Origin of the sequence: Schaalia sp. Marseille-Q2122 (genome assembly GCF_903645355.1) — a bacterium.
GTDB lineage: Bacteria > Actinomycetota > Actinomycetes > Actinomycetales > Actinomycetaceae > Pauljensenia.
Genome location: NZ_CAHJXR010000005.1, coordinates 128,003 through 152,104, shown reverse-complemented (window position 1 = coordinate 152,104; position 24,102 = coordinate 128,003). Strand labels below are relative to the sequence as shown.

Annotated in this window: 12 protein-coding genes and 1 CRISPR repeat array; of the genes, 4 read left to right on the top strand and 8 right to left on the bottom strand. The window is 61.3% G+C overall.

The features are described from left to right. Positions 1-44 precede the first annotated feature (44 nt). The 3 genes from HWX48_RS06840 to HWX48_RS06830 form a co-directional block, all read right to left on the bottom strand. On the bottom strand, positions 45-1,610 hold the full coding sequence (locus tag HWX48_RS06840; RefSeq protein ID WP_175955949.1) for an acyl-CoA carboxylase subunit beta: 1,566 nt from the start codon (positions 1,608-1,610) through the stop codon (positions 45-47). Then, positions 1,607-3,427, bottom strand: a complete 1,821-nt coding sequence (locus HWX48_RS06835; protein WP_175956254.1) for a biotin carboxylase N-terminal domain-containing protein — start codon at positions 3,425-3,427, stop codon at positions 1,607-1,609. Before HWX48_RS06835 ends, HWX48_RS06840 begins: the two co-directional genes overlap by 4 nt. 75 nt (positions 3,428-3,502) lie before the next feature. Beyond that, on the bottom strand, positions 3,503-4,447 hold the full coding sequence (locus HWX48_RS06830) for a biotin--[acetyl-CoA-carboxylase] ligase (RefSeq protein WP_175955947.1): 945 nt from the start codon (positions 4,445-4,447) through the stop codon (positions 3,503-3,505). Positions 4,448-4,791: 344 nt separating this feature from the next. On the opposite strand from HWX48_RS06830, the gene ettA reads away from it, so the two are divergent. Both ettA and HWX48_RS06820 read left to right on the top strand, forming a co-directional pair. Next, positions 4,792-6,474 (top strand): energy-dependent translational throttle protein EttA, encoded by a 1,683-nt coding sequence (gene ettA / locus HWX48_RS06825; protein ID WP_175955945.1) that lies wholly within the window; start codon positions 4,792-4,794, stop codon positions 6,472-6,474. 263 nt (positions 6,475-6,737) lie between these two features. Continuing rightward, entirely contained in the window at positions 6,738-7,412 is a 675-nt protein-coding gene (locus HWX48_RS06820; RefSeq protein ID WP_217701605.1) for a DM13 domain-containing protein, read from the top strand. Between the two features lie 41 nt (positions 7,413-7,453). Here the strand turns inward: HWX48_RS06820 and HWX48_RS06815 are convergent, their stop codons facing one another. After that, a complete protein-coding gene (locus HWX48_RS06815) occupies positions 7,454-8,407 on the bottom strand; it encodes an acyl-CoA thioesterase II (protein WP_175955943.1) in 954 nt (317 codons plus the stop codon). A 112-nt stretch (positions 8,408-8,519) separates the two neighbouring features. Between HWX48_RS06815 and HWX48_RS06810 the strand changes: the two genes are divergently transcribed. Then, positions 8,520-8,807 carry a PTS transporter subunit EIIB gene (locus HWX48_RS06810; protein WP_175955941.1) on the top strand — a complete coding sequence of 96 codons (288 nt, stop codon included), beginning with the start codon at positions 8,520-8,522 and terminating at the stop codon, positions 8,805-8,807. 44 nt (positions 8,808-8,851) lie between these two features. Continuing rightward, positions 8,852-10,990 carry a 4-alpha-glucanotransferase gene (gene malQ, locus HWX48_RS06805; RefSeq protein WP_175955938.1) on the top strand — a complete coding sequence of 713 codons (2,139 nt, stop codon included), beginning with the start codon at positions 8,852-8,854 and terminating at the stop codon, positions 10,988-10,990. 139 nt (positions 10,991-11,129) lie between these two features. Further along, positions 11,130-11,386: direct repeats of the CRISPR family, unit length 37 nt; unit sequence GTCTCAATGCACCTTATGGCGCTAGGAGCCTTCTGAC. A gap of 730 nt (positions 11,387-12,116) precedes the next feature. Here the strand turns inward: malQ and HWX48_RS06800 are convergent. From HWX48_RS06800 to pepN, 4 genes are all read right to left on the bottom strand, one after another. After that, on the bottom strand, positions 12,117-12,581 hold the full coding sequence (locus HWX48_RS06800; RefSeq protein ID WP_175955936.1) for a PTS glucose transporter subunit IIA: 465 nt from the start codon (positions 12,579-12,581) through the stop codon (positions 12,117-12,119). Then, positions 12,578-12,811 (bottom strand): PTS transporter subunit EIIB, encoded by a 234-nt coding sequence (locus HWX48_RS06795; protein ID WP_175955934.1) that lies wholly within the window; start codon positions 12,809-12,811, stop codon positions 12,578-12,580. The genes HWX48_RS06800 and HWX48_RS06795 overlap by 4 nt, the downstream gene beginning before the upstream one ends. A gap of 206 nt (positions 12,812-13,017) precedes the next feature. Then, entirely contained in the window at positions 13,018-21,036 is an 8,019-nt protein-coding gene (gene pulA / locus HWX48_RS06790; RefSeq protein ID WP_217701604.1) for a pullulanase-type alpha-1,6-glucosidase, read from the bottom strand. Positions 21,037-21,389: 353 nt separating this feature from the next. Then, on the bottom strand, positions 21,390-23,945 hold the full coding sequence (pepN, locus tag HWX48_RS06785; RefSeq protein WP_175955930.1) for an aminopeptidase N: 2,556 nt from the start codon (positions 23,943-23,945) through the stop codon (positions 21,390-21,392). Between the last annotated feature and the right edge of the window lie 157 nt (positions 23,946-24,102).

Sequence of the window (24,102 nt, the reverse complement as noted above, 5' to 3'; positions counted from 1 at the left end):
TCATCCAATGTAGAAACGGGTGGGGAGTAGAGAACGACGTGGCGTCACAGCGGACCGTTGTCGTGCTTCTTGGGGCTGTGAGTGTCTTGGTCCTTACTCTCCAAGAGTCGAAGCGAGTTGATGAGGACTGAACGAGTCGACGCGGGCGTGATAATCCCATCGAGTTCGCCGGTCTTAATGGACAGGTCAGGAGAGACGCATTCGCTCTCGTAGGCATCCACCAACGAGGCTCGCGTCTGCTCAAAGCTGCCGTCCTCATGGGCGGCGGCAAGTTCACGTCGGTGCAGGATCGACACAGCGCCCTCCGCACCCATCACGGCAATCTGAGCGTTCGGCCACGAGAAAGCCAGGTCAGCGCCAATGGACTTCGAACCCATGACGATGAAGGCGCCGCCATAGGCCTTGCGCAAAATCACCGTCACCATCGGAACCGTGGCGTTGGCATAGGCGACGATGAGCTTCGCGCCGCGGCGAATAATGCCCGCCTGCTCCTGCTCGGTGCCTGGACGGTAGCCGGGCACATCCACCAGCGTGATAATCGGCAGGCCGAAAGCATCACAGAAACGAACAAAACGCGCGCCCTTTTCAGAGGCATCCACGTCCAGCGTGCCGGCATCCTCCATCGGCTGGTTCGCCACAATGCCCACGCTGCGCCCATCAATACAGGCAAAACCAATGACGATACGCGGAGCGAAGAAGGACTGGATCTCCACGAACTCACCGTGGTCCACCAGACTCTCAATGACGTCCACGACGTTGTAGGGCACGCGAGGCTCGCAGGGCACCAGATCACCCACGGCCTGGGCGGCGGCTTCATCCTCAGGGAGGGGCGTGTACTCGTAGCGGGGGGCTTCCTGCTCACAGTTCGAGGGCAGGTAGTCCAGCAGGGAGCGCACGTAATCAATGGCCTCCTGCTCCGAATCAGCCATGTGATGGGCAACGCCGGACTGGAAGTTATGGACAGCGGCACCGCCCAGCTCCTCAAAGGACACGTCCTCGCCGGTGGTTGCGCGCACCACATCAGGGCCGGTGACGAACATATGCGAGTTCTCCCGCGTCATGACAATGAAGTCCGTCAACGCAGGCTGGTACACGGCACCACCCGCGCAGGGGCCCAAGATCAGGCTAATCTGCGGGATCAGCCCCGAGGCCTCGCAGGATTTGCGAAAGATTCGCCCATACTGGGACAGCGCGACAACACCTTCTTGAATGCGCGCGCCGCCCGAATCCTGGATGCCAACAATCGGGATACGCATCCGGATCGCGGTGTCAATAATGGCGATGATCTTATCGCCCTCAACACGCCCCAGCGTGCCGCCCTTAATGGAGAAATCCTGAGCGTACACGGCAACCATGCGCCCTTGAACAGGGCCATAGCCGGTCAGCACCGCCGACCCCATGTCGCCCTTGCGCACATCTCCACCGATGAACTGGCCAACCTCGGTCCACTGGCCATCATCGAAGAAGGCGGCCATGCGCTCGCGGGCGGTCATCTTCCCCTTGGGGTGTTGCCGGGCGGCGGCGCGTTCCTCAGCTTGAGTGACGACGGCCTCGATCGCCTGCGTGTGAGCGCTTCGGCTTCGATCTGCGGGAGGCGGTGCGCTGGTCATGCGTTCTCCTTCTCGATGCGGACAAGGTGGTCGCCGGTGCTAATGGAAGTGCCGGCGGCAACGAAGATTTCCGCGACGGTGCCCGCGTGGGGAGCGTGCACGTACTTTTCCATCTTCATTGCTTCAAGGACAGCAACGAGGTCTCCCTCGGCGACCTTTTGGTTTTCGGTGACGGCCATGTGGACGACGATGGCCTGCATGGGGGACACGAGTGTGCCGTCAGCCAAGACAGTCTGGGTCGACGCGGCGGGGGCGGCCGCTGCGGCGCGCTCCTGGCGGGCCTGGCGTAGGGGCTGGGCAGGGCGTTGGGCGGGAGCAGGGCCACCAAAGACGCCCTGGAAGAGGTCGGGCGGCAGGGAGAGGGTCATGCGCTTGCCATCAAGTTCGATGGTGAATTGACGCTTCGCCGGCGGGAGTGCGCAGGCGCTCTCTTGAGCGTTGCTTGCCTCGTAGGTGTGGGTGGGCAGGAAGGAGTTTTCCAGCCAGCGGGTGGAGACGGTGAAGCCGCCTTCTCCTTCGCCGCTGAAGGCTGGATCGTTGATGATGTCAACGTAGAGGTCGCGCGGGGTGGGAACGCCGTCGAGGCAGAACTCAGCGAGCGCGCGACGCGAGCGGGCAAGGGCTGCCTCGCGGGTGGGGGCGGTGACGATGATCTTGGCGATCATGGAGTCAAAGCTGGTGTGGACGCTGTCGCCGCTGACCAGGCCAGAGTCGATGCGGATGCCGGGGCCGCCGGGCCAGGTAATGTGCGTGACCTTCCCGCCGGAGGGCATGAGGTCAGCGGCGGGGTCTTCGCAGGTGATGCGGAACTCGAAGGAGTGTCCGCGCGGGGGCAGGGCTTCGGAGATTGCCAGCCCCTGGGCGATGCGCAACTGTTCGCTGACGAGGTCCACGCCCGCGACCTCTTCGGAGACGGGGTGTTCGACCTGGAGGCGGGGGTTGACTTCAAGGAACCACAGGGAGCCGTCGGGTTCGAGGAGGAACTCGCAGGTGCCCACACCCACGTAGTTCACGGCCTCAAAAAGCTGACGTGACCAGCGTTCCAGCTGGGCGTCCGTTTCGGGGGAGAGGAAGGGAGCGGGGGCTTCTTCGATGAGCTTTTGGTTGCGGCGCTGAACCGAGCAGTCGCGGGTGGTGACGACGCGAAAGTTCCCGTGGGAGTCGCGCATGCACTGGGTTTCGACGTGTCGGGCGACCTCCACGAATCGTTCGACAAAGTGCATGGGCAAGGTGGTGTTGCCTTCGGCGTCGGGGGTGGTGTGGCGGGCGATGAACATGTCGGTGTCGGCGTCGGTTCGCAGCACGGTGATGCCTCGTCCGCCGCCGCCATCGGAGCGCTTGCACACGACGGGGTAGCCGTGTTCGGCGATGAAGTCGGTGATCTGCGCGGGGTCGGTAATGGGGGTGAAGATACCGGGCACGGGGTCGACGCCGCAGGAGTGGGCGACGTTGCGGGCGCGGATCTTGTCGCCCAGGGCATCAATGACGCTGCCTGCGGGGCCGATCCAGGTGATGCCCTTGTCGGCGAGGGTGTTGGCAAAGTCAGCGTTTTCGGAGAGGAATCCGTAGCCGGGGTGAATGGCGTCAGCTCCGGTAGCGTCGGCGATTTTGAGCAGGGCCTCGACGTTGAGGTAGGTGCTGGTGGCGTCGGCCCCGCCGAGGGCCCAGGCCTCGTCGGCGGCGTGGACGAAGGGTGCTTCGGCGTCTGCGTCGGCGTAGGCGGCAACGGTGGCGATATTCATTTCGCGGGCCGTGCGAATGATGCGCAGGGCGATCTCGCCGCGGTTGGCAACGAGCAGTCGGTGAATCGGACGCATGTAGTTGTCTTCTTCCTTCGTTAGTGTCACTCGTGAGGTCGGTGGTTCTGGTGGTGGCGGACGCGAGCGTGCTGATCAGGGCTGGTATTCGTGGGGGAGGAGGACGTCGCCGGTCGTGATGAGGCTGTGTGTGCCGTCCTCGCGTTCCACGATGAGTGCGCCTGAGCGGTCAAGAGCAAGTGCTCGCCCGTATTCCATGGGCGCGCTCTGCGTGTCAGGGCTGGGCTGGTGAGGCTGGGGGAGTGCGACGCGTTGGCCGAGGGTGACGCAGTGGGCCTGGGCTTCCTCGTGCAGGCCGCTTTCGGAAGGGTCCCATTGGGCGGCGTGGAGGGCGGTGAAGCGTGAGTTGATGCCGTCAACGATGGTGGCTAGTAGTGCGTCGCGTCGAGCAAGGGGAGAGGTTGCTGCGTCGCTGTCGCCTTCAAGGCTCAGGGCAGTGGCGTGAGGGGCGGGGCGAGCATCGGCGTCCATGACGATATTCACCCCGTATCCGACGGCCAGGTAGTGGGTGCCGTCGCGTTCTCCAAGGTCTTCGGCGAGGATGCCACAGATCTTGCGTTGACCATCGATGAGCACGTCATTGGGCCATTTAGTGGTCACGCGGTGGCCGTGGGGGCGCAGCAGTGGGGCGAGTGCGTCGCGGATGGCGAGGGCGGCGGCGTGGAGGCACCATGCGGGTGCTTCGTGAGGAAGAGGGGAGGGGAGGCGCAGGAGGGTGGTGGCCGTGAGGGCATTGTGGGCGGTTGTGACCCAGGTCCGGCCGAGGCGTCCGCGTCCGGCGCTTTGGTGGTCGGTGACGATCGTGGTGAGGTGCGCGGGGGCCGTGGTGCCAGAAAGGAGTGAGCGGGCGTAGGAGTTGGTGGAGTTGACGGTGTCGAGGTGGATGAGGGGGTGGGGTAAGGCCGCTTCGTGGCGTTCGCGACCGGGGTGCCCGGTGTTGGGGAGTTCCGTGTGGGGGTGCTCGTGATGAGAGTGCTCAGCTTCAGAATACTTAGGTTCAAGATTTGAAACATAAGGCATGGGTGCACCCCTTTCGCAGAAGTTGATCGTTGGATATACGGAGGAGGAATGGTGTGGGTTGAGTTATAGGTCAGGTAGAGCGTGATGATGGGGCCGCGCCCTGCCTCAAGCTTTGCTTCAAAGCGTGAAATATAGGATAATTATATGCCTGTTTTTATCCGCGCGTGCGGCCTGTCTCAGTTGGGCGTGTCACTGTTGCGCCACCTCAACGGTGTAGAGCTGTCTCAAAAGCCCCGAAGTGGCCTAGCATGGTAGAGACACCATTGAGGGCATCTCAGGCGCAACGCCGCGAAAAATACGCTCGCACAAACGCCCTCGACAATCACTTCATTGGATGGAGAAACGTGGCAGAGTACATCTACCAGATGATCAAGGCACGAAAGGCGCACGGGGACAAGGTCATCCTCGACGACGTCTCAATGTCCTTCTTCCCCGGCGCAAAAATCGGCATGGTCGGCCCCAACGGTGCCGGTAAGTCCTCAATCCTGCGCATCATGGCCGGCCTAGACGAGCCCTCCAACGGCGAAGCCCGCCTCACCCCCGGCTACACCGTCGGCATCCTCGAACAAGAACCCAAGCTCGACGACGACAAGACCGTCGTGGAAAACGTCCGCATGGGCGCAGGCGAAATCTACGCCAAGCTTGAACGCTTCAACGCCATCTCTGAAGAAATGGCCAACCCCGACGCCGACTTCGACGCCCTCATGGATGAAATGGGCAAACTCCAGATGGAGATCGACGCCGCCAACGCCTGGGACATCGACTCCCAGCTCGAGCAGGCCATGGACGCTCTACGCTGCCCGCCGCCCGACGCGCCCGTCAACGTCCTCTCCGGAGGTGAACGCCGTCGCGTCGCACTGTGCAAGCTCCTCATCGAAGCCCCCGACCTGCTTCTCCTCGACGAGCCCACCAACCACCTCGACGCCGAATCCGTCCAGTGGCTGGAAAAGCACCTCTCCACCTACCCCGGTGCCGTCATCGCCGTCACCCACGACCGCTACTTCCTCGACCACGTCGCCGGCTGGATCGCCGAAGTTGACCGCGGACACCTCTACCCCTACGAAGGCAACTACTCCACCTACCTGGAAACCAAGCAAAAGCGCCTCCAAGTGCAGGGCCAGAAAGACGCCAAACTCGCTAAGCGCCTCAAGGAAGAACTCGAATGGGTGCGCTCCAACCCCAAGGGGCGCCAGGCAAAGTCCAAGGCACGACTCGAACGCTACGAGGAAATGGCCGCTGAAGCCGAGCGCACACGCAAACTCGACTTCGAAGAAATCCAGATCCCGCCCGGCCCCCGCCTGGGCTCGGTCGTCATCGAAGCCAAGGACCTCGTCAAGGGCTTTGGCGACCGCACCCTCATCGACGGCCTCTCCTTCTCCCTGCCGCGTAACGGCATCGTCGGCGTCATCGGCCCCAACGGCGTGGGTAAGACCACCCTGTTCAAGACCATCGTTGGCCTTGAACCGCTCGATGGTGGCGAACTGACAGTTGGTGAAACCGTCAAAATCTCCTACGTTGACCAGAACCGCGCAGGCATTGACCCCAACAAGTCTCTGTGGGAGGTCGTCTCTGACGGACTCGACTTCCTCCAAGTCGGCAACGTTGAAATGCCCTCGCGCGCCTACGTTTCGGCCTTTGGCTTCAAGGGCGCTGACCAGCAAAAACCTGCCGGCGTGCTCTCCGGCGGTGAACGCAACCGCCTGAACCTTGCCCTCACCCTCAAGCAGGGCGGCAACCTGCTGCTCCTAGACGAACCCACCAACGACCTCGACGTTGAAACCCTGGGGTCCCTGGAAAACGCCCTCCTTCAATTCCCCGGCTGCGCCGTGGTCGTCACCCACGACCGTTGGTTCCTTGACCGCGTTGCCACTCACATTCTCGCGTGGGAAGGCGACGAGGAAAACCCCGCACGCTGGTACTGGTACGAAGGCAACTTCGAGTCCTACGAGAAGAACAAGATCGAGCGCCTGGGTCTCGAGGCCGCAACGCCTCACCGCGTGACCCACCGTAAGCTCACCCGCGACTGAACGCGCTGAGGACGATCCGTACCGTCGTCTCCTCGAATGATTCACCCGTGGGGGCCGCAGCATCAAACTGCAGCCCCCACGGGTGTTTTCGCCATTGGCACCGTCGTCCGCCCACCTGTCAGGGGCCTAACTTGGCCATCCGATAGTTCCTGTGACGAAGGCAATAGCCGAAGAAACAAACCTCCTGCCAATGGGCGCCGAACACCCAGCGACAAGCAGCTAGGCCAGGCACTCGCCGTGCCGAGACCGAGAAGGACTCTTTCATGACCACAATGCAGCCGCAGCCCGAAAAGCCCCAAGACGAGCAGCACAGCTCACCCCGCGTGAAGCGACGCCGTACACTCATCGCTCTTGGCGCAGGCGCCCTCGTCCTTTTCGCCATTGCCATGGCAGTGTTCCAACCGTGGTTGCTCTTCGTCAACACGGAAATCAATGACGAAATCCCCACGGCCACAGCCCCGCAAAGCACCCCAGCACCAGCCGCACAGCCTCAAAGCTCTCAGGAGACTTCCTCAACTGAAGGCGCTCCTTCAACCCCAACTACTCCTGCACCAGCTCCAGAGCCGCAGGCCCCAGCAGGTCCCGCTCTCATCGCACAAGGCTCCCTCATCTCCCACGAGCACGAAACCAGCGGTCAGGTCAGCATCTTCCGGCTGCCCGACGGCAGCCATCAGCTCGCCCTCGAAGGCCTTGAAACCACCACCGGCCCCGACGTGCACGTCTGGCTCTCCCAAGCGCCCGTCATCGAAGGTTTCGACGGCTGGTTCACCGCAGCCAACTACGACCACCTTGACCTCGGTGAACTCAAAGGCAACCGCGGCAACCAGGTGTACGCGATCCCAGCCGACGCCACCATCGAGGACTGGACGTCCATCACCCTGTGGTGCGAGGCCTTCTCCGTCTCCTTCGGTGCGGCAGAACTACGTCCCGTCAACTAAGTCCCGGCAGGTAAGCCAGCGTCATAACCGAGCGTCAGTGCTCAGGCAGTGGCTGAGGGGTCGTCCGGCACAGCACCAAAACCCCACTGACCAGAGCCCTGCTTGCCATCACGCGGCACACGCAACATGCCCTGCTGGCTGGCCTCGGCTACCAGCACGCCATCCTCAGTAAACACCCGCATATGAGACAGCATGCGCCCGTTATTCACCGATAGGCAGATCGCGTCATAGAGCAACCAATCATTGATATCAACATCGCGGTGGAACCACATCGCGTGATCCAACGAGGCCGCCGACATCCCCGGCGTCATCCAGGAATTCCCCGTCACGCGCATGGCCGGCTCAAACATCACCTGATCAATGACATAGGCCAAAAGCGCGCGATGAACGTACTGATGGACGCCCTCGCCGATCGGAAAACGTGGACGCATCCACAGCTGCTGGATATTGCCGCCCTCAGGATCAGCGCTGGTGTACAGCTCCTTTTGGACATGGCGCACGTCGAAAGCAGCGGTCTTCCCCAGGAAACGCCCCACCGGGTGATCCATCATGCGGAAGATCTCCAGCGCCGAACGCAATTCGGACGCGTGAGGAACCTGCGGCATCGGAAGAGCCGTGTCATAGCCCTCCTCTGGCCCCTGGAAGGAGCAGGTCATGGAGAGGATCTCGCGATCATCCTGGGTGCAGGTCACGCGGCGGCTCGAGAAGGAACGTCCGTTACGGAGGCGCTCCACCTGCAGCTCGAAGGTCGCCGAAGGGTCGCCGCCGCGCAGGAAATAGGCGTGGAAGGAGTGAGGAAGGCGCTCAGCGTCCTCCAGTGAGGCGCAAGCAGCCAGGAGGGACTGGGCGAGGACCTGACCACCGTAAACACGCCTGACCTGCGGTAAGGAGTGTGCTTCGAAGCGATCGTGGCCGGTCTCGGTGAGTTCGAGGATGCGAAGAACAGAGGCCACAGGCTCATTCGAGCCCTGAGGAATAGTGATCGGAGTGGTCATAGCACCATTCTTTAACGAAATGAGGGGATAAGCGAGGCGGTGGACATTGCTTGATATCACACAGCAGATTATTATGTGATCCGAGTCGCAAAAGAGGATTGTGGAAGAGGTAATGAATCAAGAAATCGCCCATGCTCTCGTTGAAGCTTTAGGCGGTGCGGAGAATATTTCCGATATCGAACCCTGCATGGTTCGCATTCGGGTGGAGGTGCGTAACCCTCTGAAAGTCAACGATCAGGCACTGCGCATCGGGCCGGTCATCGCCCTCGTCCGCGTCGACGAAGTCATTCAAATCGTCGCCGGAGAGATCTCCGAAGAAATCGCCGCAGACATGATCCAGGTCTGCCAAACCCACCAACACCCCCAGGCCTCGGTGACGGCACCCCGCCACGCGTCATAAAATCATCCCTAGCTGATAAAACATCTCAACACTGAGGAGAAGGTGTGAACATGAACGCGCCTGCCGTTGACGATCTGGGGCTGCTCCAGCACCTCGCCGACCGAAATGGTGTCGCCACCACTTTCTGGGATTGGTACGGCAACCAATGCAATGTCGGATCGCGTTCACTCCTTGCCGTACTTGAAGCCCTGGGTGTCCCCGTCACCGCCAACGCCACCATCAAAGACGTCCACGAAGCCCTGGCATGGACCGAAGACCAATTCTGGCTCCAGACCCTGCCTGACTGCGCCGTCGTTCGTGAAGGCGCTACGAAGGAAATCCACGTCCACGTGCCCCACGGCTCGTGGGTACACGTCGACTACTCCCTCGAAGAAGGCGGCAAGGGTGACCTCCACCAGCTCGACCGCTGGGTCGAGCCCCGCGTCGTCAATGACGTCCTCACCGGCCGCGCGACCTTCGAGGTTCCCGCTCACCTGCCCCTTGGGTGGCACACCCTCACCGCAACTGTCGAGGGCGGCGCCGTCTACTCCGCGCCGCTCATCGTCGTCCCCAACCGCGTCAGCCCCTCCGTCCTCCACCAGGGACGCCACTGGGGTGTCGCCGCACAAATGTACTCGGCGCGTTCGGCCTCGTCCTGGGGCATGGGGGATGCCGAAGACCTTGCCAACCTCGCCGCAGTGTGCGGCCAAAAGGGCGCAGACTTCCTGCTCATCAACCCCGTTCACGCTGCGGCCACCGTCGCTCCGATGGAGAACTCGCCCTACCTTCCGGTGACTCGCCGCTGGGTGAACCCCATCTACGCCCGCCCTGAAACCATCGCCGAATACGTGAACGCGCCCGAGTCGATGCGTGTGGCCATTGCGGCCCTGCGCGAGAGCGCAGCGGCAGACAATGGTGCGCCGATTGAGCGCGACCGCACCTGGGCAGCGAAGAGCAAGGCCCTCGAACTCGTCTTCACCCTGCCGCGCAGCTACCACCGCCAGGCCGAATTTGAAGCTTTCGTCGCCCAGGGCGGCCAGGATCTGGCGAACTTCGCCCTGTGGTGTGCGCTGGTGGAAAAGGAAGGCGGCCTGCTTCTTCCTGAGGAATTTGCTAACGCTGACATGCCTGCTATTGACGCTCAGCGTGAAGCCTTGGCTGATCGTGTGGAGTTTTGGCAGTGGTGCCAGTGGGTGACCCGTGAGCAGCTGGTGAAGGCCCACGAGGTTGCCCGCGCAGTGGGTATGAAGATGGGTATCATGGCCGACCTGGCTGTTGGCGTGCACGCTAATGGTTCGGAGATCTGGTCCGAGCCGGGTGTCTTTGCACCGGGCATGCAGGTGGGCGCGCCGCCGGATATGTACTCTCAGCAGGGCCAGAACTGGTCCCAGCCGCCGTGGTCGCCCCGCGCTCTGGCTCGCACCGGTTACCGTCCACTGCGGGAGATGCTGCGAGCCGTGTTGGCGCACTCCGGCGCGATTCGTATCGACCACATCTTGGGACTGTTCCGCCTGTGGTGGATTCCTGCTGGCCGCCCGGCATCTGAAGGCACCTACGTCTACTTCGACCACGAGGCAATGGTGGGCGTCGTCCTGCTGGAAGCCCAGCGTGCAGGCGCTGTGGTGATCGGCGAGGACCTGGGCACCGTGGAGCCGTGGGTGCGGGACTACCTGGCAGACCGTGGCATCCTGGGGACTTCCGTCGTGTGGTTTGAGAAGGAAGGCTCGGGGTGGCCGTTGCACGCGGGCCACTACCGTTGGGGTGCGCTGTCGACGGTCAACACCCACGACCTGCCTCCCACCGCCGGCTACCTGGCGGGCGTCCAGACCGAGCTGCGTCATAAGTTGGGCCTGCTGGTGGAGGATATTGATTCTGTGCGCGCGGCTGACCGCCGTGAACTGGAGCAGATGATGGTTCGCCTGCGCGAGTACGGTTTCCTGGAGGCTCAGACCCCCACAGTTGACGAGGTCGTCGTCGCCCTGCACCGTTACGCTGCTGCAACCCCATCGGCGCTGGTGGGTGTGTCATTGGTGGATGTTGTGGGCGATGTGCGCCCGCAGAACCTGCCGGGTACCTCCACGGAGTACCCGAACTGGTGCGTGCCCCTGTGTGACGGCAATGGTAGGGAGATCTACATTGAGGATCTGGCGACGGATGCTCGTGCTGCTGCGATCTTCGAGGCCGTGGATTCGTCGCTGCGCTGATCATGACGTAGTGCCAGAGCTTCAGAGCTGAATCTTGGAGAGGGTGTGTCCCAGACGCTGAGCGTCTGGGACACACCCTTATGTGGAGTCAGATAGGTATGTTGACGTCTTCGGCGGTCTGAGGAGCGATTGCATTGCGATGAGAGGGCGTGGGGTGGCGCTAGGAGCCTTCTGACACCAGAGAGGAGGCTACGATGCGATCGCACGCGATCAGTCTCAATGCACCTTATGGCGCTAGGAGCCTTCTGACGCGAACTCACAAATTGGGAAAAATCCTACTGGAAGAGTCTCAATGCACCTTATGGCGCTAGGAGCCTTCTGACATGAGCGGCATTTCACTACCGCTAGTCGTCTTAACGGTCTCAATGCACCTTATGGCGCTAGGAGCCTTCTGACTCCTCGTGTTTTTCACCCCGTCTGACCTGCGGCTTTACTTGCGTGTGCGCCGCCGACCAAAAATGGGGTGTTGACGAAGGCTCGAACACCCTCCATTCAAGCACATAATCCCAGGTCAACGCTATAGCGCCGCCGATCGCATTTTTGGCGATTCTGGAACCGACTTGCCGACGTAAACATGCGGAAAAGTCCCCTTGTCTGACAACTTATCCCACGCCCGCGACCGTCTTGCTCTCAACGCGTGAGAAATCCAAGTCGCGGTGATTCCTGATGTGAAGCAAGGCCGACCGTGTGTGACCTCTGCCTAGTGGTGGCTGGGAGGTGTCGACAGATTATTCAGTCACTCGTGGTGTGGCGTTGTAGTGTGCGAGCGATGATTTTTTGAAGGCATCAAAGAAATCCGGTGCTGTGCGACCATGCGCTGTGGTGGATGCAGTGCACCCTCAGGCGGATTCTCCTGATGATCTGGTGGGTATGTCAGATGGCACCAGGTGACCCGTGAAGGTCAGTTCTTGCCATATGTGTCCATCCCGCCTACCGACAAGCCTGAACTCAGCGACGCTGCAAAGAATGAGGACACGAACGGGGCAGAGGCTTTCGCTCGATACTTCACCACAATGACGCACCTGAATCTGCCTGATCTGTGCCTTGGGATAGCTGCATTGCTGGCGATTCCTTGCACTGCCCTGAACGCCTTGGCAGCAACCAGGAGCAGTGCCGGAAATGGAGATCAGTTGTCGCTGACCGCCAGGATCGCGTCAACAGGCGTGACCTCGCTGTCGTAGTCGCCGGTGACGTCGACCCTGCGGGTCTTGGAATCAAGGATGATGACAGGCACGGTGGGGGCCAGGCCAGCATCAACAGCGACCTGAGGGTTCCAGTAGGTCAGGGGATCACCTGCTCGCACCTGATCACCCTCGCGTCGAATCGGTTCAAAGCCCTCGCCAGCAAGGTTGATGGTGTTGATGCCCATGTGAACAAGCACCGGCACCCCGGAACGAGACACGACAACAAAAGCGTGACCCATCATCTTGGCGACGGTGCCATCAATGGGGGAGAGGACCTGTTGTCGTTCAAGAGAAGCCGGGGCAAGTGCTGCGCCGGGGCCAACGATTTCATGGGCGAATACAGGGTCATCAACTACCTCAAGGGGCTGGAGAAGGCCAGCAAGAGGAGCGTGGATTGTCAGTGTCATGGAGCAAGTTCCTGGATGTGAGAAGCGAGGACGTCAGCGTCGGGTCCGACGACAACCTGGGCGGTAGACGCCACGAGGATCACGTCGTGGGCGCCTGCCGCTTTGATGGCGTCGGGGTCAATGAGGGTGGGGTCTTTGATTTCCACGCGGAGGCGGGTGATGCACGCATCAAGTTGCGAAATATTGGACCACCCTCCGAGGGCGTCAAGAATCTGCTGCGCTGCAGACATGGGGACCTCCTTTGACCCACAGCAAGCGATGAGAATTCGCGTGCCTATAGCTATTAAGCCTACACCCGGACTGTTGAAAGTGTGCGTTTCGCGAAGAGTTTTCTCTGGTCGGGGTATGAAAGGGGAGGGGCGGGTGGTGAGCACGTTGAGTGCTCACCACCCGCCCTCCTCGGGCAGTGTCCCTGCTCGGGCCGCGCTGTTACAGCCTATCGGCGCTTGCGCAAGGCACTCAGGGCTGCACCGCCAAGGAACAGAGCAAGAATCGCCCCAAGGGGTCCGGCAGCGCCGGTTGAGGCAAGTTTCGCCTGAGGATGGTTCTTGGCGTTCCCCGAGCTGCCATTGTCTGTGTGACCGGGGTTGGGCGCCGAGGGGTTCCCTGGATTCGGCGTCGGATTATTCCCCGGTTTGGGCAGCGAGGGGCCGGTTGGCGGCACATTCGGCGGGGGAGTGTGCCCACCAGGAGTATCCCCACCAGGGGTGTGTCCGCCCTGGTTGCCGTTCCCGCCAGGAGTATTCCCACCCTGACCACCGGAACCTCCCTGGTTGTCACTACCACCAGGAGTGCTACCGCCCTGATCGCCAGTACCGCCCTGATCGCCAGTACCACCAGGCGCGTTCCCACCTTGATCGCCTGTTCCTCCTTGGTTGCCCGTATCGCCGGGCTCCCCGGGGGTGGGTGTCTGAGCTGCGATGACGACCTCGTGCATAGCCTGCGCAGTCGAAGCGTCAGGATAGGTGAAGAGCACGCGGATGACTGCACGGTCTCCGGCCTTCGCATCAGCAGCAGTGACAACATGAATGTCACCCACACGCGGCAGGCTTAGGTTTTCCAGCGGCAGGATCCTCACGGAAGCACCGTTACCAGCGGGCACCGAGGCACCCTCGATGGTGCGTTCGGTGACGGTCACCGTCCACCCCTGCGGAATGACAGAGCTGTCCATGAGCGCCGCAGTGACGCCCGCAGGCAGGTCAAGATTCGTCTGGGCAATTCTCACAGTGGCGCCAGGCGTTGTCCCGCTGATGCTCTCGGCATAAGCCGGGGCCTCCACCTCGGCCACAGCCTGACGGACCTCAAGCTCAACGCGCACGACCTCGCTAGAGCCATCCGCATAGGCGACACGCACGCCAAAAGCCAAGCGGCCAGGCTCAACGGAAGCACTCGGTGCCAGAGTAAGCGCGCCGGTGGCGGGATCCACGCTCACCCACTCGGGGGCCGCAGGGATCTGCGCAGCCTCGTCAGCGTCAGCCAGAGCGAAAGCGATACCAGCAGGGAGCGCCTCTCCGCTAGTCGAGGTATTCGTCGGCGCCGCTGTGGTGGTGACTGTCGGCAGGCCGCGCGTGACCTCGACGGGCGCGTAGGTGGGGTCGTAGAGCTCAGCCTCGGGTGTCGGGCGGGCCACGACGGTGACCTCGGCGCGCAACGCGTCCTCACTGCCGTCGGCGTAGGCGACCACAACATTCAGTGCCACGGCGCCAGCTTCAACGTCGCTGCCAGGAGCCAGGGTGATCGCACCGTCCTCGGCGAGGGTCGCCCAGCTGGGCCATCCCTCGCCTGCGCGGAAGCGCGTGCCATCAGGCAAAACGCCCTCAGCAGCGGTGGGGGCGGCGAGGCTCACGCTCTGCTCCTGCGTCACCGAAGCAGCCGAGTAGGAGGGCGTGAACTTATCAGCGCTATTGAGGACCACCGTCACGGCCGCGACAACTGAAGAGGTCGTCTGATCCGCGAAGGTCACGTCCACGCGAACCTCGTAAGCGTTGGCCTCGACAGACCCATTCGGATGGGCGCTCAGTGCGCCGCTTGCAGGATCCACGCTCAGCCACGCACGCACGGCCTCGGGGGTCGAATCGGCGAGGGCGAAGCTCGTTCCTGCAGGCAGGGTACTCCCGCCGGGAGCGAGGTCGGTGGGCGCGGCTCCCTTCGTCGCCGCGGGCAGGCCACGAACAACGCTGAGTGGCGAGTACCCGGGGACATGCGTGACATTGAGAGGCTGGGCCTTCACGGTCACAGTGGCGCTCACCTCATCGGTGGAGCTATCCGCGTAGGTGATGGTGACTGGAAGAGCGTACTCGCCGGGGGCCACGTCGGTGCTCGGGCGGACCAGGATCTGCCCGATGTCCGTCACTTCCGCCCACTCGGGCATCGAAGCACCCGCAGTGAAGCTGGTGCGCTCTGGCAGAGCACCTTCGGGGGCGACGGGCGCGGTGAGGACCTCACGTGCGCCCTGGTGGACGCTGAGCGGAGAGTACGTGGGGGTAAAACCCTCGGCCTGTGATGCTGCGATCGTCACCTTCGCGGACACCTTCTCACGACTGCCATCAGAGTAGGTCACAGTCACAAAGACCGTGTGCTCGCCGACAGCGACATCCGAGCCGGGGGTCAGCGTCAACGCGCCGGTTGCGGCATTGACCGCCACCCAACGGGCCTGATCGGCAGCCACCTCAACGGTGGGAGCATCCGCAGTGTCGGCCTGGCCCGCGCTAGGAGGAGGAGTCAAGGCAAAGCGAGTGTTCTCAGGCAAGGCGCTCCCTGCCGGATCAGCATCCAGCGGAGCCGCACCCACCACGGGCCTTGCCAGACCGCGCACAGCGTTCATATCCGCGTAGGTGGCAGTGTGGCGATCAGCCAGGCGCGCGGGGAGTCCATCGAGGACGGCCACGGTACGTGCAGGAATGGTGATCGTGCCGCTTGCCTCATCCCAGGTCGTGGTCTTGACAACCGGGTCCACGCCCTCGCGCTGAATAGCTGACAGTGCGAAGCGGCGTCCCTCGAAACCATCAATCTTATGGGTGATGGCATTGGGGGAGGGGTTGAACACGGCCATGATCGCATCGCGCTCAGGGTCAATGTCAGTGCCAGTTCGGTCATCGATATGCATGACAATCAGGCCAGCCGGGGCATTGGGGCCAGAGGCAGGGAAGGTCACGCGTTCATTGATGAGTTCTGCCGAACCCAGTCGCATGAGAGGCGAGGCATAACGCAGGCGAACAAGGTCCAGAGCCATCGCCTTGGAGGCAGCCAGATCAGCGGGGGAGGCCTTCAGCGCAGGATCACGCAGCAGCGGAGCCTGGTAGTCCCATGTGCTCTGGTTCTTCTCTGCCGGAGGCAGACCAACACCGAAGTTGTGGGTCTGACCCGTCCAGTCAATGGCATTGAAGTGATCGCCCGAATTGTAGGAATCACGGTCCAGAGACTTCGACCTCATGAGGTCTGTTCCTGCATGCCAGAAGGCAGGGCTCTGGCCAAGGGCGACGGTGGCAAGCTGCACCGTGTTCATGCGCACGCGGTCAGCCATGGTCAGGCTTTGCGGCATGCGCATCACAGTGATGTCGTAGAGCGTCTGATTGTCGTGAGCGTCCACGTAGTTGACTGAATCAGCAGGGTCGTCAGCGTAGCCAGCCGAGCTTGACCCATAGCGCAGGTCAGCGCCGGTCTTCCAGTTGCCGTCAGAGGCGAGGAATCGGAAGGACTTGAGGTTACCCGCCAGGCCCACGCGAATAAGGTCGGTCTGGTAGCGCAGCTTGCCCAGGTCGTAGCCGCCGTCGTTTCCGGGTCGGGTTTCCATGGCCTGGCCGGTGCCCCAGCCCTGGCCAGTCAGGCCCTCACCGTGGACGCCATCACGCAGACGGTCATTGAAGGTGCCGATCTGCGTGTTTCCCAGCTGGCCTTGGGTGGCCTGGTCGAAGCGCGCATTATTAGCGACCTCACCGAAGTTCCAGCCTTCGCCGTACATGTGGATGGTCGAGCCATCGATACCGTCCTTGTCCAGGGTGAGTTCACGCAGGCGCGACTGGATGGTGGTGAGGTTAGAGGCGCTGTGGTGGCCCATCAGGTCGAAACGGAAGCCAGAGACCTTGTAGTCGCGGGCCCAGGTCAGGACCGAGTCGATCATGAGCTCTTCACCCATTTGATGCTCGGTGGCGAGGTTCTCACAGCAGGTGGAGTTTTCGACCACGCCCTGCCAGTTCAGGCGGTGGTAGTAGCCGGGCACGATCCTGTCGAGAACCGACTTTTCCCCCTGGCCGGACTGGGCGGTGTGGTTGAACACCTGGTCAGCAATGACACGCATCTTCAAACCGGCGAGGGCGGCAACCATCTCGCGGTATTCCTTGACGCGTCCAGCCGCTGATGGGTCGGATGCGTAAGAGCCTTCAGGTGCGAAGTAGTGGTAGGGGTCGTAGCCCCAATTGAAGCCGTCGGTCGCTGCCGCAGCAGCAACCGCTGCCTGCTGTTCAGCGTGGTCAGGGCCCGCCGCGGGAACCACGGGGTTGGTTTGCTGCGAGCGCGGTTCAGGGATGGTGGCAATGTCGTAGGTGGGCAGAAGGTGAATGGCGTTCACGCCCGCTGCGCCAACCTCCGCCAGGTGTTTCATGCCCGCAGAGTCGCTTTGCGTGAAGGCCTTGTAGGTGCCACGCAGGTTCTCAGGCACGGTGGTGTCGTTGATGGAGAAGTCACGCACATGCAGTTCGTAGATCATCTGGTCAACGGCGCGGGCAATGGTGGGAATAGTCATGGAGGTCCACGAGGCTGGTGCCAGGGCGGGGTCCTTCATGTCGAGTAGCACCGAGTGAGTGGAGGCCACTGCCAAGCCGACAGAGTAGGGGTCAGTGACACTATTGGTTTCAATCTGACCGGTGCTGGGCACGTAGACCTGAACCTCAAACTTGTAGGCCTTGTTCTTCCAGTCGGCTTGACCGGTGACAGTCCAGATACCAGTGTCCGGGTTAAGGGTCATCGGGTGGAGTGTGCCCTCACCCTCAGCCGCTTCAGTTTCCCACAGGCGAGTGTGAACCGAGGTAGCGGTCGGCGCCCACAGGTTCAGGGTCGGCGTCGCTGTATCGGTAGCGGCGTTTTCCCATGTCACGCCAAGGTTGGCTGCTCGTGCCGCAGTAGCGTAAAGGGCATCGAGTGCGCCGGGAATCTGCACGCCGGTAAGGGATACCGGAATGCCCTTGGCTTCAACAGCAACGTGCAATGCGCCCTTGAGAAGCTCCTTCGCCCGTGCCTGCTGGTCGGCAGGTAGAGCGTAGGTGGAGTACCCGAAGAGGTGTCGGAAGTTCTTCAGCTGTTCGGCGTTCGGTGCTGCCCCCACACGTTCCAGGGTGATTGTCTCCACGTCACCGATGGTGCTCACCGCCTGGTTACCAACAATCGACACGCGGCCATTGGGCGCTGCCAGGAGTTTAACCGTCGCCTCTCCAGGGAAATTGCCCTTAAAGAGCGAGGCCGGTAGAGCAATGGTGGTCGCGTCAATCCACTGGGCTTCAGCGTTGGTGGATTCGATAGAGGCCAAATCCTTGGTGGTTAGCGTCAGGTTGTGGATGCTTAGTGTGTAGGTGAAGGTGGCGCGTTGTCCTGCGGGAATGTGGAAGCGGTAGTTTCCGCCGCGATTGTCCTCAGGCCCGTAGGATTCGTCCCAGCCGAGTTTGTGAGCAGCCTTGACCTCGATCTGTCGACCGGCCAGGGCGTCGGTGGTGAAGGTAAAGGTGTCAGCGTCGGTGCGTTCCATGAGGGTGGCAAGGCACGCCGGATCCCAGTTGCCTCCTGCGCCGCCGGTACAACCCATCGCCTGGGTGAAGTCGCCCGGCAGGGTGATGGGGTCGTGCTCAGCGGTGTTGAAGAAGTAGTGGGTGATCGGGTTGTAGTAGAAGGTGACGGGCTCACCTGTGCTGGTGAAAGCAACATCGGAGCCGTCGGGGGCGACGGTGAGTGCGCCCTGCTCGTTGGCGTTCTTGCCGTAGTTTTCTGCCCAGCTTCCACCAACAGCAATCTTGTAGTTGTGTTCGCCTGCGGGGATGGTGAAGGTACCGCTATACCAGGGAGAGTTTGCGTCCTTGGTCAGGGCGATCTTTTCGCAGCTCGGGTCCCAGTTCCCGTCTGCGCCCTTGGTACATCCCAGTGCCTTATTGAAGGTGCCGGGAATGGTGACCAGTGCAGAGGTGTCGGGTCCGGCCGATGGCCCTCCAACGAGGTCAACGCCGACGACCCCCCACCCTGACGAGGCCTGGGAGTTCCCGGCAGCATCCGTGGTGATGGCACGGTATTCAACGACAGTACCAGCAGGCAGGGCGGAAACATCGTGGTAGACGCGGGCATTCTGACCGGTGTCAACGCCCAGAGGCATCCAATCGGTCTGCCCAGCAAGGCGGTAGGAGAAGGAGGTTTCTGACCATTGGTTGCCTGAAACGGTTGTGCCAATGGGTGCTCGACCGGAGAGCTTGTGTCCGGCTACGGTGAGCTCGCCGGTGACTTCACCTGATGCGACAGTCGTGTTCGCCTTGTAGACCACAGCACCGTAGGCGGGAACTGTCACGTTCACAGCACCTGACGCGTCAGAAGTGAGGGGTGTGCTCGCCCCGTAAAGGGGCTCAAAGCTCGCGTTCGCGGTCAGGGTGAATGGCCGCTGGGTGACGGGAGCACCGGAGTTGTTCAGTGCGATGAAGTATTCGATCTTCTCGTCACGGTCGACGCGGGAGAAGGCATACAAGCCGGGGCCGCTGGTTGCCCAGCGTTCGATTTGCCCACCGGTGCTGAGCGCCTTGTGGGCGGAACGTAGCTTGGCCAGTTGCGCGATATGGCCATAGAGGGGAGCGTTTTCGTCAAAGCGATCCTGGGAGCCAAGGGTTTGGCCGTCAAGGAGCTTCTGGTTGGCAAAGTGAGAGGTTCGCGTGGCGAACATGTCCTGACGGGCTTCCTTATCGGTACCATCGCCTTCACCGACGAAACCTTGTTCGTCACCGTAGTACACGACGGGTTGACCTCGCGTGAGGTACATGAGGGAGTGCGCCAGCTTCGAGCGCTCCACACCTGAGCCGGGGACGTTCACCAGGTAGCCCACTCGGCCCATGTCGTGATTACCCAAGAAGGTGGGCATGAGGCCCGCATGTGAGGTGGGGGTGGTATAGATGTCGTCGGCTGCGAACAGCTCGCTCAGGGTTTCGGTGCTGTCCCCCTTGGCGAATTTGACGGCGCGATTTTGGAACATGAAGTCCAAAATGCCGTTCATCGAGGTGTCGCGCGTGTAGGGGGCAAGGTCAGCGGCCTCAAAGTTGTAGACCTCACCGAAGGTGAAGAACTCGTTTTTACCGGCGGCCGTGGCATGGTCAGCGATCTTCTTTGTCCACTGGTCCCAGAACACATTATCGACATGCTTGACGGTGTCAATGCGGAATCCGTCCAAGCCAAAGTCAATCCACGCCTTGTAAATGTCGGCCATGCCATTGATGACCTTTGGGTGTTCGGTCATGAGGTCGTCAAGTCCGATGAAGTCACCCAGTGTGGTGGATTCACCCGTCCAGGTAGAGTCGCCGCGATTGTGGTAGAGCGTGACGTCATTAAGCCACTCAGGTTTCATAACGTCGTTGCCGACAGGGCGGTAGGGCGTGTAGGGGAAGGACGTGTCAGCACTGAGAGGCGGGAAGGGGTCCTTCCCGGCTACCTCTGCGAGGTTGAAGGGGATTCCAGCCGACGTCTTGTACGGGTGGGTGGCGGTGTCGCGATAGACCTTCCCGTCACCTTCACGGTACTTAATAAGGTCAGCGGTGTGGTTGACAACGATGTCGAAGTAGACCTTCATGCCCTTAGCGTGAGCAGCAGTGATGAGTTCCTTGAGGTCCTCGTTGCTGCCCAGGTGGGGATCGATGGAGGTGAAGTCGGTGATCCAGTACCCGTGGTAGCCCGCAGAGGGGTTTTCACCGTTGGTGTCGGTGAGGACGGGCATATTGGTGAAAGAGGGGGTGAGCCAGATGGCGGTAGTGCCCAGGTTCTTGATGTAATCGAGTTTTTGAGTCAGGCCCTTGATGTCGCCACCGTGGTAGAAGGCTTTGTCTGTGGGGTCAAAGCCGGTGACAAGTCGATCTGTCGAGGCCGATGCGCCGTGGTCATTAGCGGTGTCGCCATTGGCAAAGCGGTCGGTGAGGACGAAGTAGAACTGCTGGCCCGCCCCTGGGTGCGTGGCAGGTTCTTGGATCAGTGCAGCGTCTGTGGCGGGATCGTAGGCGCCGGGGAGCTGGGGGAGGCGGATGCCAATGTTCTTCGAGCTGTAGTCGAAGGTGAAGGCAACTTGGGTGGGGCCTTGAAGAATGAGGGGAACGTTATTGTCGGGGAGGCCGTCTTTGCCGTAAGCCTCGTTCCACGCCCCATCCATGGCGACTTTAAACTTCCATGAACCTGCTGGAACTGTCGTAACAAATTCGTAGAGGTTTGGGTCATCGGAGGATTGAGTCATCCGAGTGTTCGCACATGCGGGATCCCAGTCGCTCCCGCAGGAGAGTTCGCTCTGAAAATCTCCCACCAGGGTTGCAGGGCGCCCCGGAGCGGCGTTTGCTGCTGGTGGATTGAGAAGGGGAATCCCAGAGAAAACAGCGCTTGCCAGCGCAAATGTGGTGAGAGTGGCGGTAATTCTGCGCCTCATCAACGTTGATGACATGTATTCCATCCTGATGTCGGAGAAGAAAACTATGAAAAGTCACTGTAAGAATACATGCAAGGCAATGAAAAACGGAACCCCTGTCCGGTCAGATCACACCGGACAGGGTTCCGTACACGATCAGGTCAGGCGAAAAGCCTTACCATCCCAACTCAGACATCTGCCGCTTGGGCAGTGAGCATACGCTCCACCACAGAGATGCGCTCGCGAAGGATACGGATCAGCGCCTGCGACACATCGGGGTGTTCAGCGATCCAGGCATTGCCAAGCGCAACCAGATCAACCTCGGTGCTGTAACCAGCAATAGCTGAGGGGAACATAAGAGTCACCATATCCTCAGCGGTGTGGAAGGTGTTCTCTGCCCACACGGACTCAAGGGAAGAGAAGTAGTCCTCAACGAAGGGGATGTAGAGCTCGGGGGTCACACGAGCCTGTGCCCAGAAACCCGCCACCATCGACCAACGCGTGTCATTGGGCAAAGACGGATCGCGTAGGATCGATTCCCACGCCTCAGCCTTGACATACGCATCCGAACGAGCAGCGCGAGCACACGCAGCGTTCTGACGTCCCGTCATCGTGTCATCCTCGGCCTCAAGTGCCGCGATGTCGGCTTCATCAGCAACCCCACCACGCACCAGAGCAATGAGGAGTTCCCACTTCAGGTCAACGTCAAGGTCAAGACCCGACAGGGTCTCTTCGCCCGAGTACAGCAGCTTGAGGGCATCAAACTGGGCGGGGGTAGCGGCGTTGTGGGCGGCAGCACGCACCAGCATTTGCTGCTGATCCGAACCGGATGCGGCCGTGCGAGCCAAGAGCAGCAGACGCTCAGCAACCTCGGCAATAGTCTCGGTGCGGTACTCAGGCGACACGAAGGTACGCAGAGCTTCATCCAGGCGGCGCAGGGCCAGCTGAAGCATCATAGCGTTGTCCTCAACGGGCAGGGCAGCCAGAGCGAGGTTGAGGTAGGCGCGAGCAGGCATCTCACCGTCGCGGCACATATCCCATGCCGTCGACATCAGCACACTACGAGTCAACGGGTCAGTGAAAGAAGCGATGTTTGCGGTGGCAAAAGCCAAAGATTCCTCATCAAGGCGAACCTTGGCGTAAGCAAGATCGCCGTCGTTGACCAGAATCAGATCCGGGCGAGCAATACCGGCTGCTGATTCAACCTCGGTCACCTCACCGTCAACGTCAAGTTCCTCATGGAAGACGCGCTCAATCGCACCATCTACCAGGGAGTAGCCTGCAACTGCCAGGCGGTGGGGACGCAGGGAGGAACCCTCAGAGAAGGATTCCTGAGCGATCGCCAGGCGGGTCAGGACGCCGTCCTCGCCGGTCTCAATCACGGGACGCAGCAAGGTGATGCCGGCTTCCTCCAGCCACACCTTCGACCATGCGGTGAGGTCGCGGCCCGACGCAGCCTCCAGCTCAGAGAGAAGGTCGGCCAGAGTGGCGTTGGCGTAGGAGTGCTTCGTCAGGTACTCGTGGATGCCCGTGAGGAAGGCGTCGCGACCAACATAGGCGACGAGCTGACGCAGCACGGCGGCGCCCTTGGCGTAGGTAATGCCGTCGAAGTTCACCTCAACATCGGCCAGATCGCGGATCTCAGCCTTGATGGGGTGGGTGGTGGGCAGCTGATCTTGACGCATGCCCCAGTCCTTACGCAGACCAAAACCGATCCACGCGTCAACGAACTCAGTGCCCTCCGCCAAAGCAAAGTGAGACATGAATTCAGCGAAGGACTCATTGAGCCACAGGTCATTCCACCACTTCATGGTCACCAGGTCACCGAACCACATGTGAGCCAACTCGTGGAGGATCGTGTTGGCGCGGGTTTCCAGCTGAGCGTGGGTGGGACGAGTGCGGAAGATGTACTGGTCACGGAAGGTCACGCAGCCAGCGTTCTCCATGGCTCCAGCGTTGTACTCGGGCACGAAGATCTGATCGTACTTGGTGAAGGGGTAGGCGATACCGTACTGCTTCTCGAAGAACGCAAAACCCTTCTTGGTGGTGTCAATAATGCGCTCGTGATCGAGGTGCTCAAGCAGGGAAGCGCGGCAGTAGACACCCAGGTCGATGGTGCGGCCATCAGAGGAAACGAGGGAATCGGTCACGCCCTCGTAGGGGCCCGCCACCACGGCAGTGATGTAGGTGGACATACGCTCGGTCTCAGCGAAACGGTAGGTCCAGGTGGCTTCGTTCTTCTCCGGCTCAGGGGTGGGAGCGTTTGAGAAGACCATCCAGCCAGCAGGCACGGTCACCGTGAAGGTAAAGGTGGCCTTGAGGTCAGGCTGTTCGAAGGAGGCGTACACGCGACGCGCGTCGGGCACCTCGAACTGGGAGTAGCAGTAGGACTTGCCATCAGCGGGGTCAACGAAGCGGTGCAGGCCCTCACCGGTATGCATGTACTGGCAGTTTGCATCCACGACGAGGGTGTTGTTTTCCGCCAGATTCTCCAAAGCGATGCGGTGGTCAGCGTGAGCGCTGGCCGGCACGGCCTCGCCATTGAGTTCGATGGAGTGAATGAAGTTCGAGACCAGGTCAGCGAAGGACGCCGAACCCGGGACTGCATCGAAGGTGATCGTGGTGCGAGAACGGAAGTCCTTGTCATCGCCGCTCAGATCAAGCTCGATGTTGTAATGATGGACAGCCGTAATCGCTTGAGCGCGCTGCGCGGCTTCGTCACGGGTGAGATTCAGACCCGGCATTCGGAGACCTTCCTTGTGTAACGGATGGAATAAGCAGTGATATGCACCAGCATCCGAGGATGCTCAACCGTGCCATTCTCCCACGATGTTCCAACAAACGCACGAATCAACACTGGGAGCAGCTCAAATGTGCACTACCTGCGGTATGAGCCCTGCG

What these genes read in the sequence shown, in the direction of transcription:
- HWX48_RS06840 (WP_175955949.1), bottom strand. Translation starts at nt 1,610, where the DNA reads ATGACCAGCGCACCGCCTCCCGCAGATCGAAGCCGAAGCGCTCACACG.
- HWX48_RS06835 (WP_175956254.1), bottom strand. Translation starts at nt 3,427, where the DNA reads ATGCGTCCGATTCACCGACTGCTCGTTGCCAACCGCGGCGAGATCGCC.
- HWX48_RS06830 (WP_175955947.1), bottom strand. Translation starts at nt 4,447, where the DNA reads ATGCCTTATGTTTCAAATCTTGAACCTAAGTATTCTGAAGCTGAGCAC.
- HWX48_RS06820 (WP_217701605.1), top strand. Translation starts at nt 6,738, where the DNA reads ATGACCACAATGCAGCCGCAGCCCGAAAAGCCCCAAGACGAGCAGCAC.
- HWX48_RS06815 (WP_175955943.1), bottom strand. Translation starts at nt 8,407, where the DNA reads ATGACCACTCCGATCACTATTCCTCAGGGCTCGAATGAGCCTGTGGCC.
- HWX48_RS06810 (WP_175955941.1), top strand. Translation starts at nt 8,520, where the DNA reads ATGAATCAAGAAATCGCCCATGCTCTCGTTGAAGCTTTAGGCGGTGCG.
- HWX48_RS06800 (WP_175955936.1), bottom strand. Translation starts at nt 12,581, where the DNA reads ATGACACTGACAATCCACGCTCCTCTTGCTGGCCTTCTCCAGCCCCTT.
- HWX48_RS06795 (WP_175955934.1), bottom strand. Translation starts at nt 12,811, where the DNA reads ATGTCTGCAGCGCAGCAGATTCTTGACGCCCTCGGAGGGTGGTCCAAT.
- pulA (WP_217701604.1), bottom strand. Translation starts at nt 21,036, where the DNA reads ATGACTCAATCCTCCGATGACCCAAACCTCTACGAATTTGTTACGACA.
- pepN (WP_175955930.1), bottom strand. Translation starts at nt 23,945, where the DNA reads ATGCCGGGTCTGAATCTCACCCGTGACGAAGCCGCGCAGCGCGCTCAA.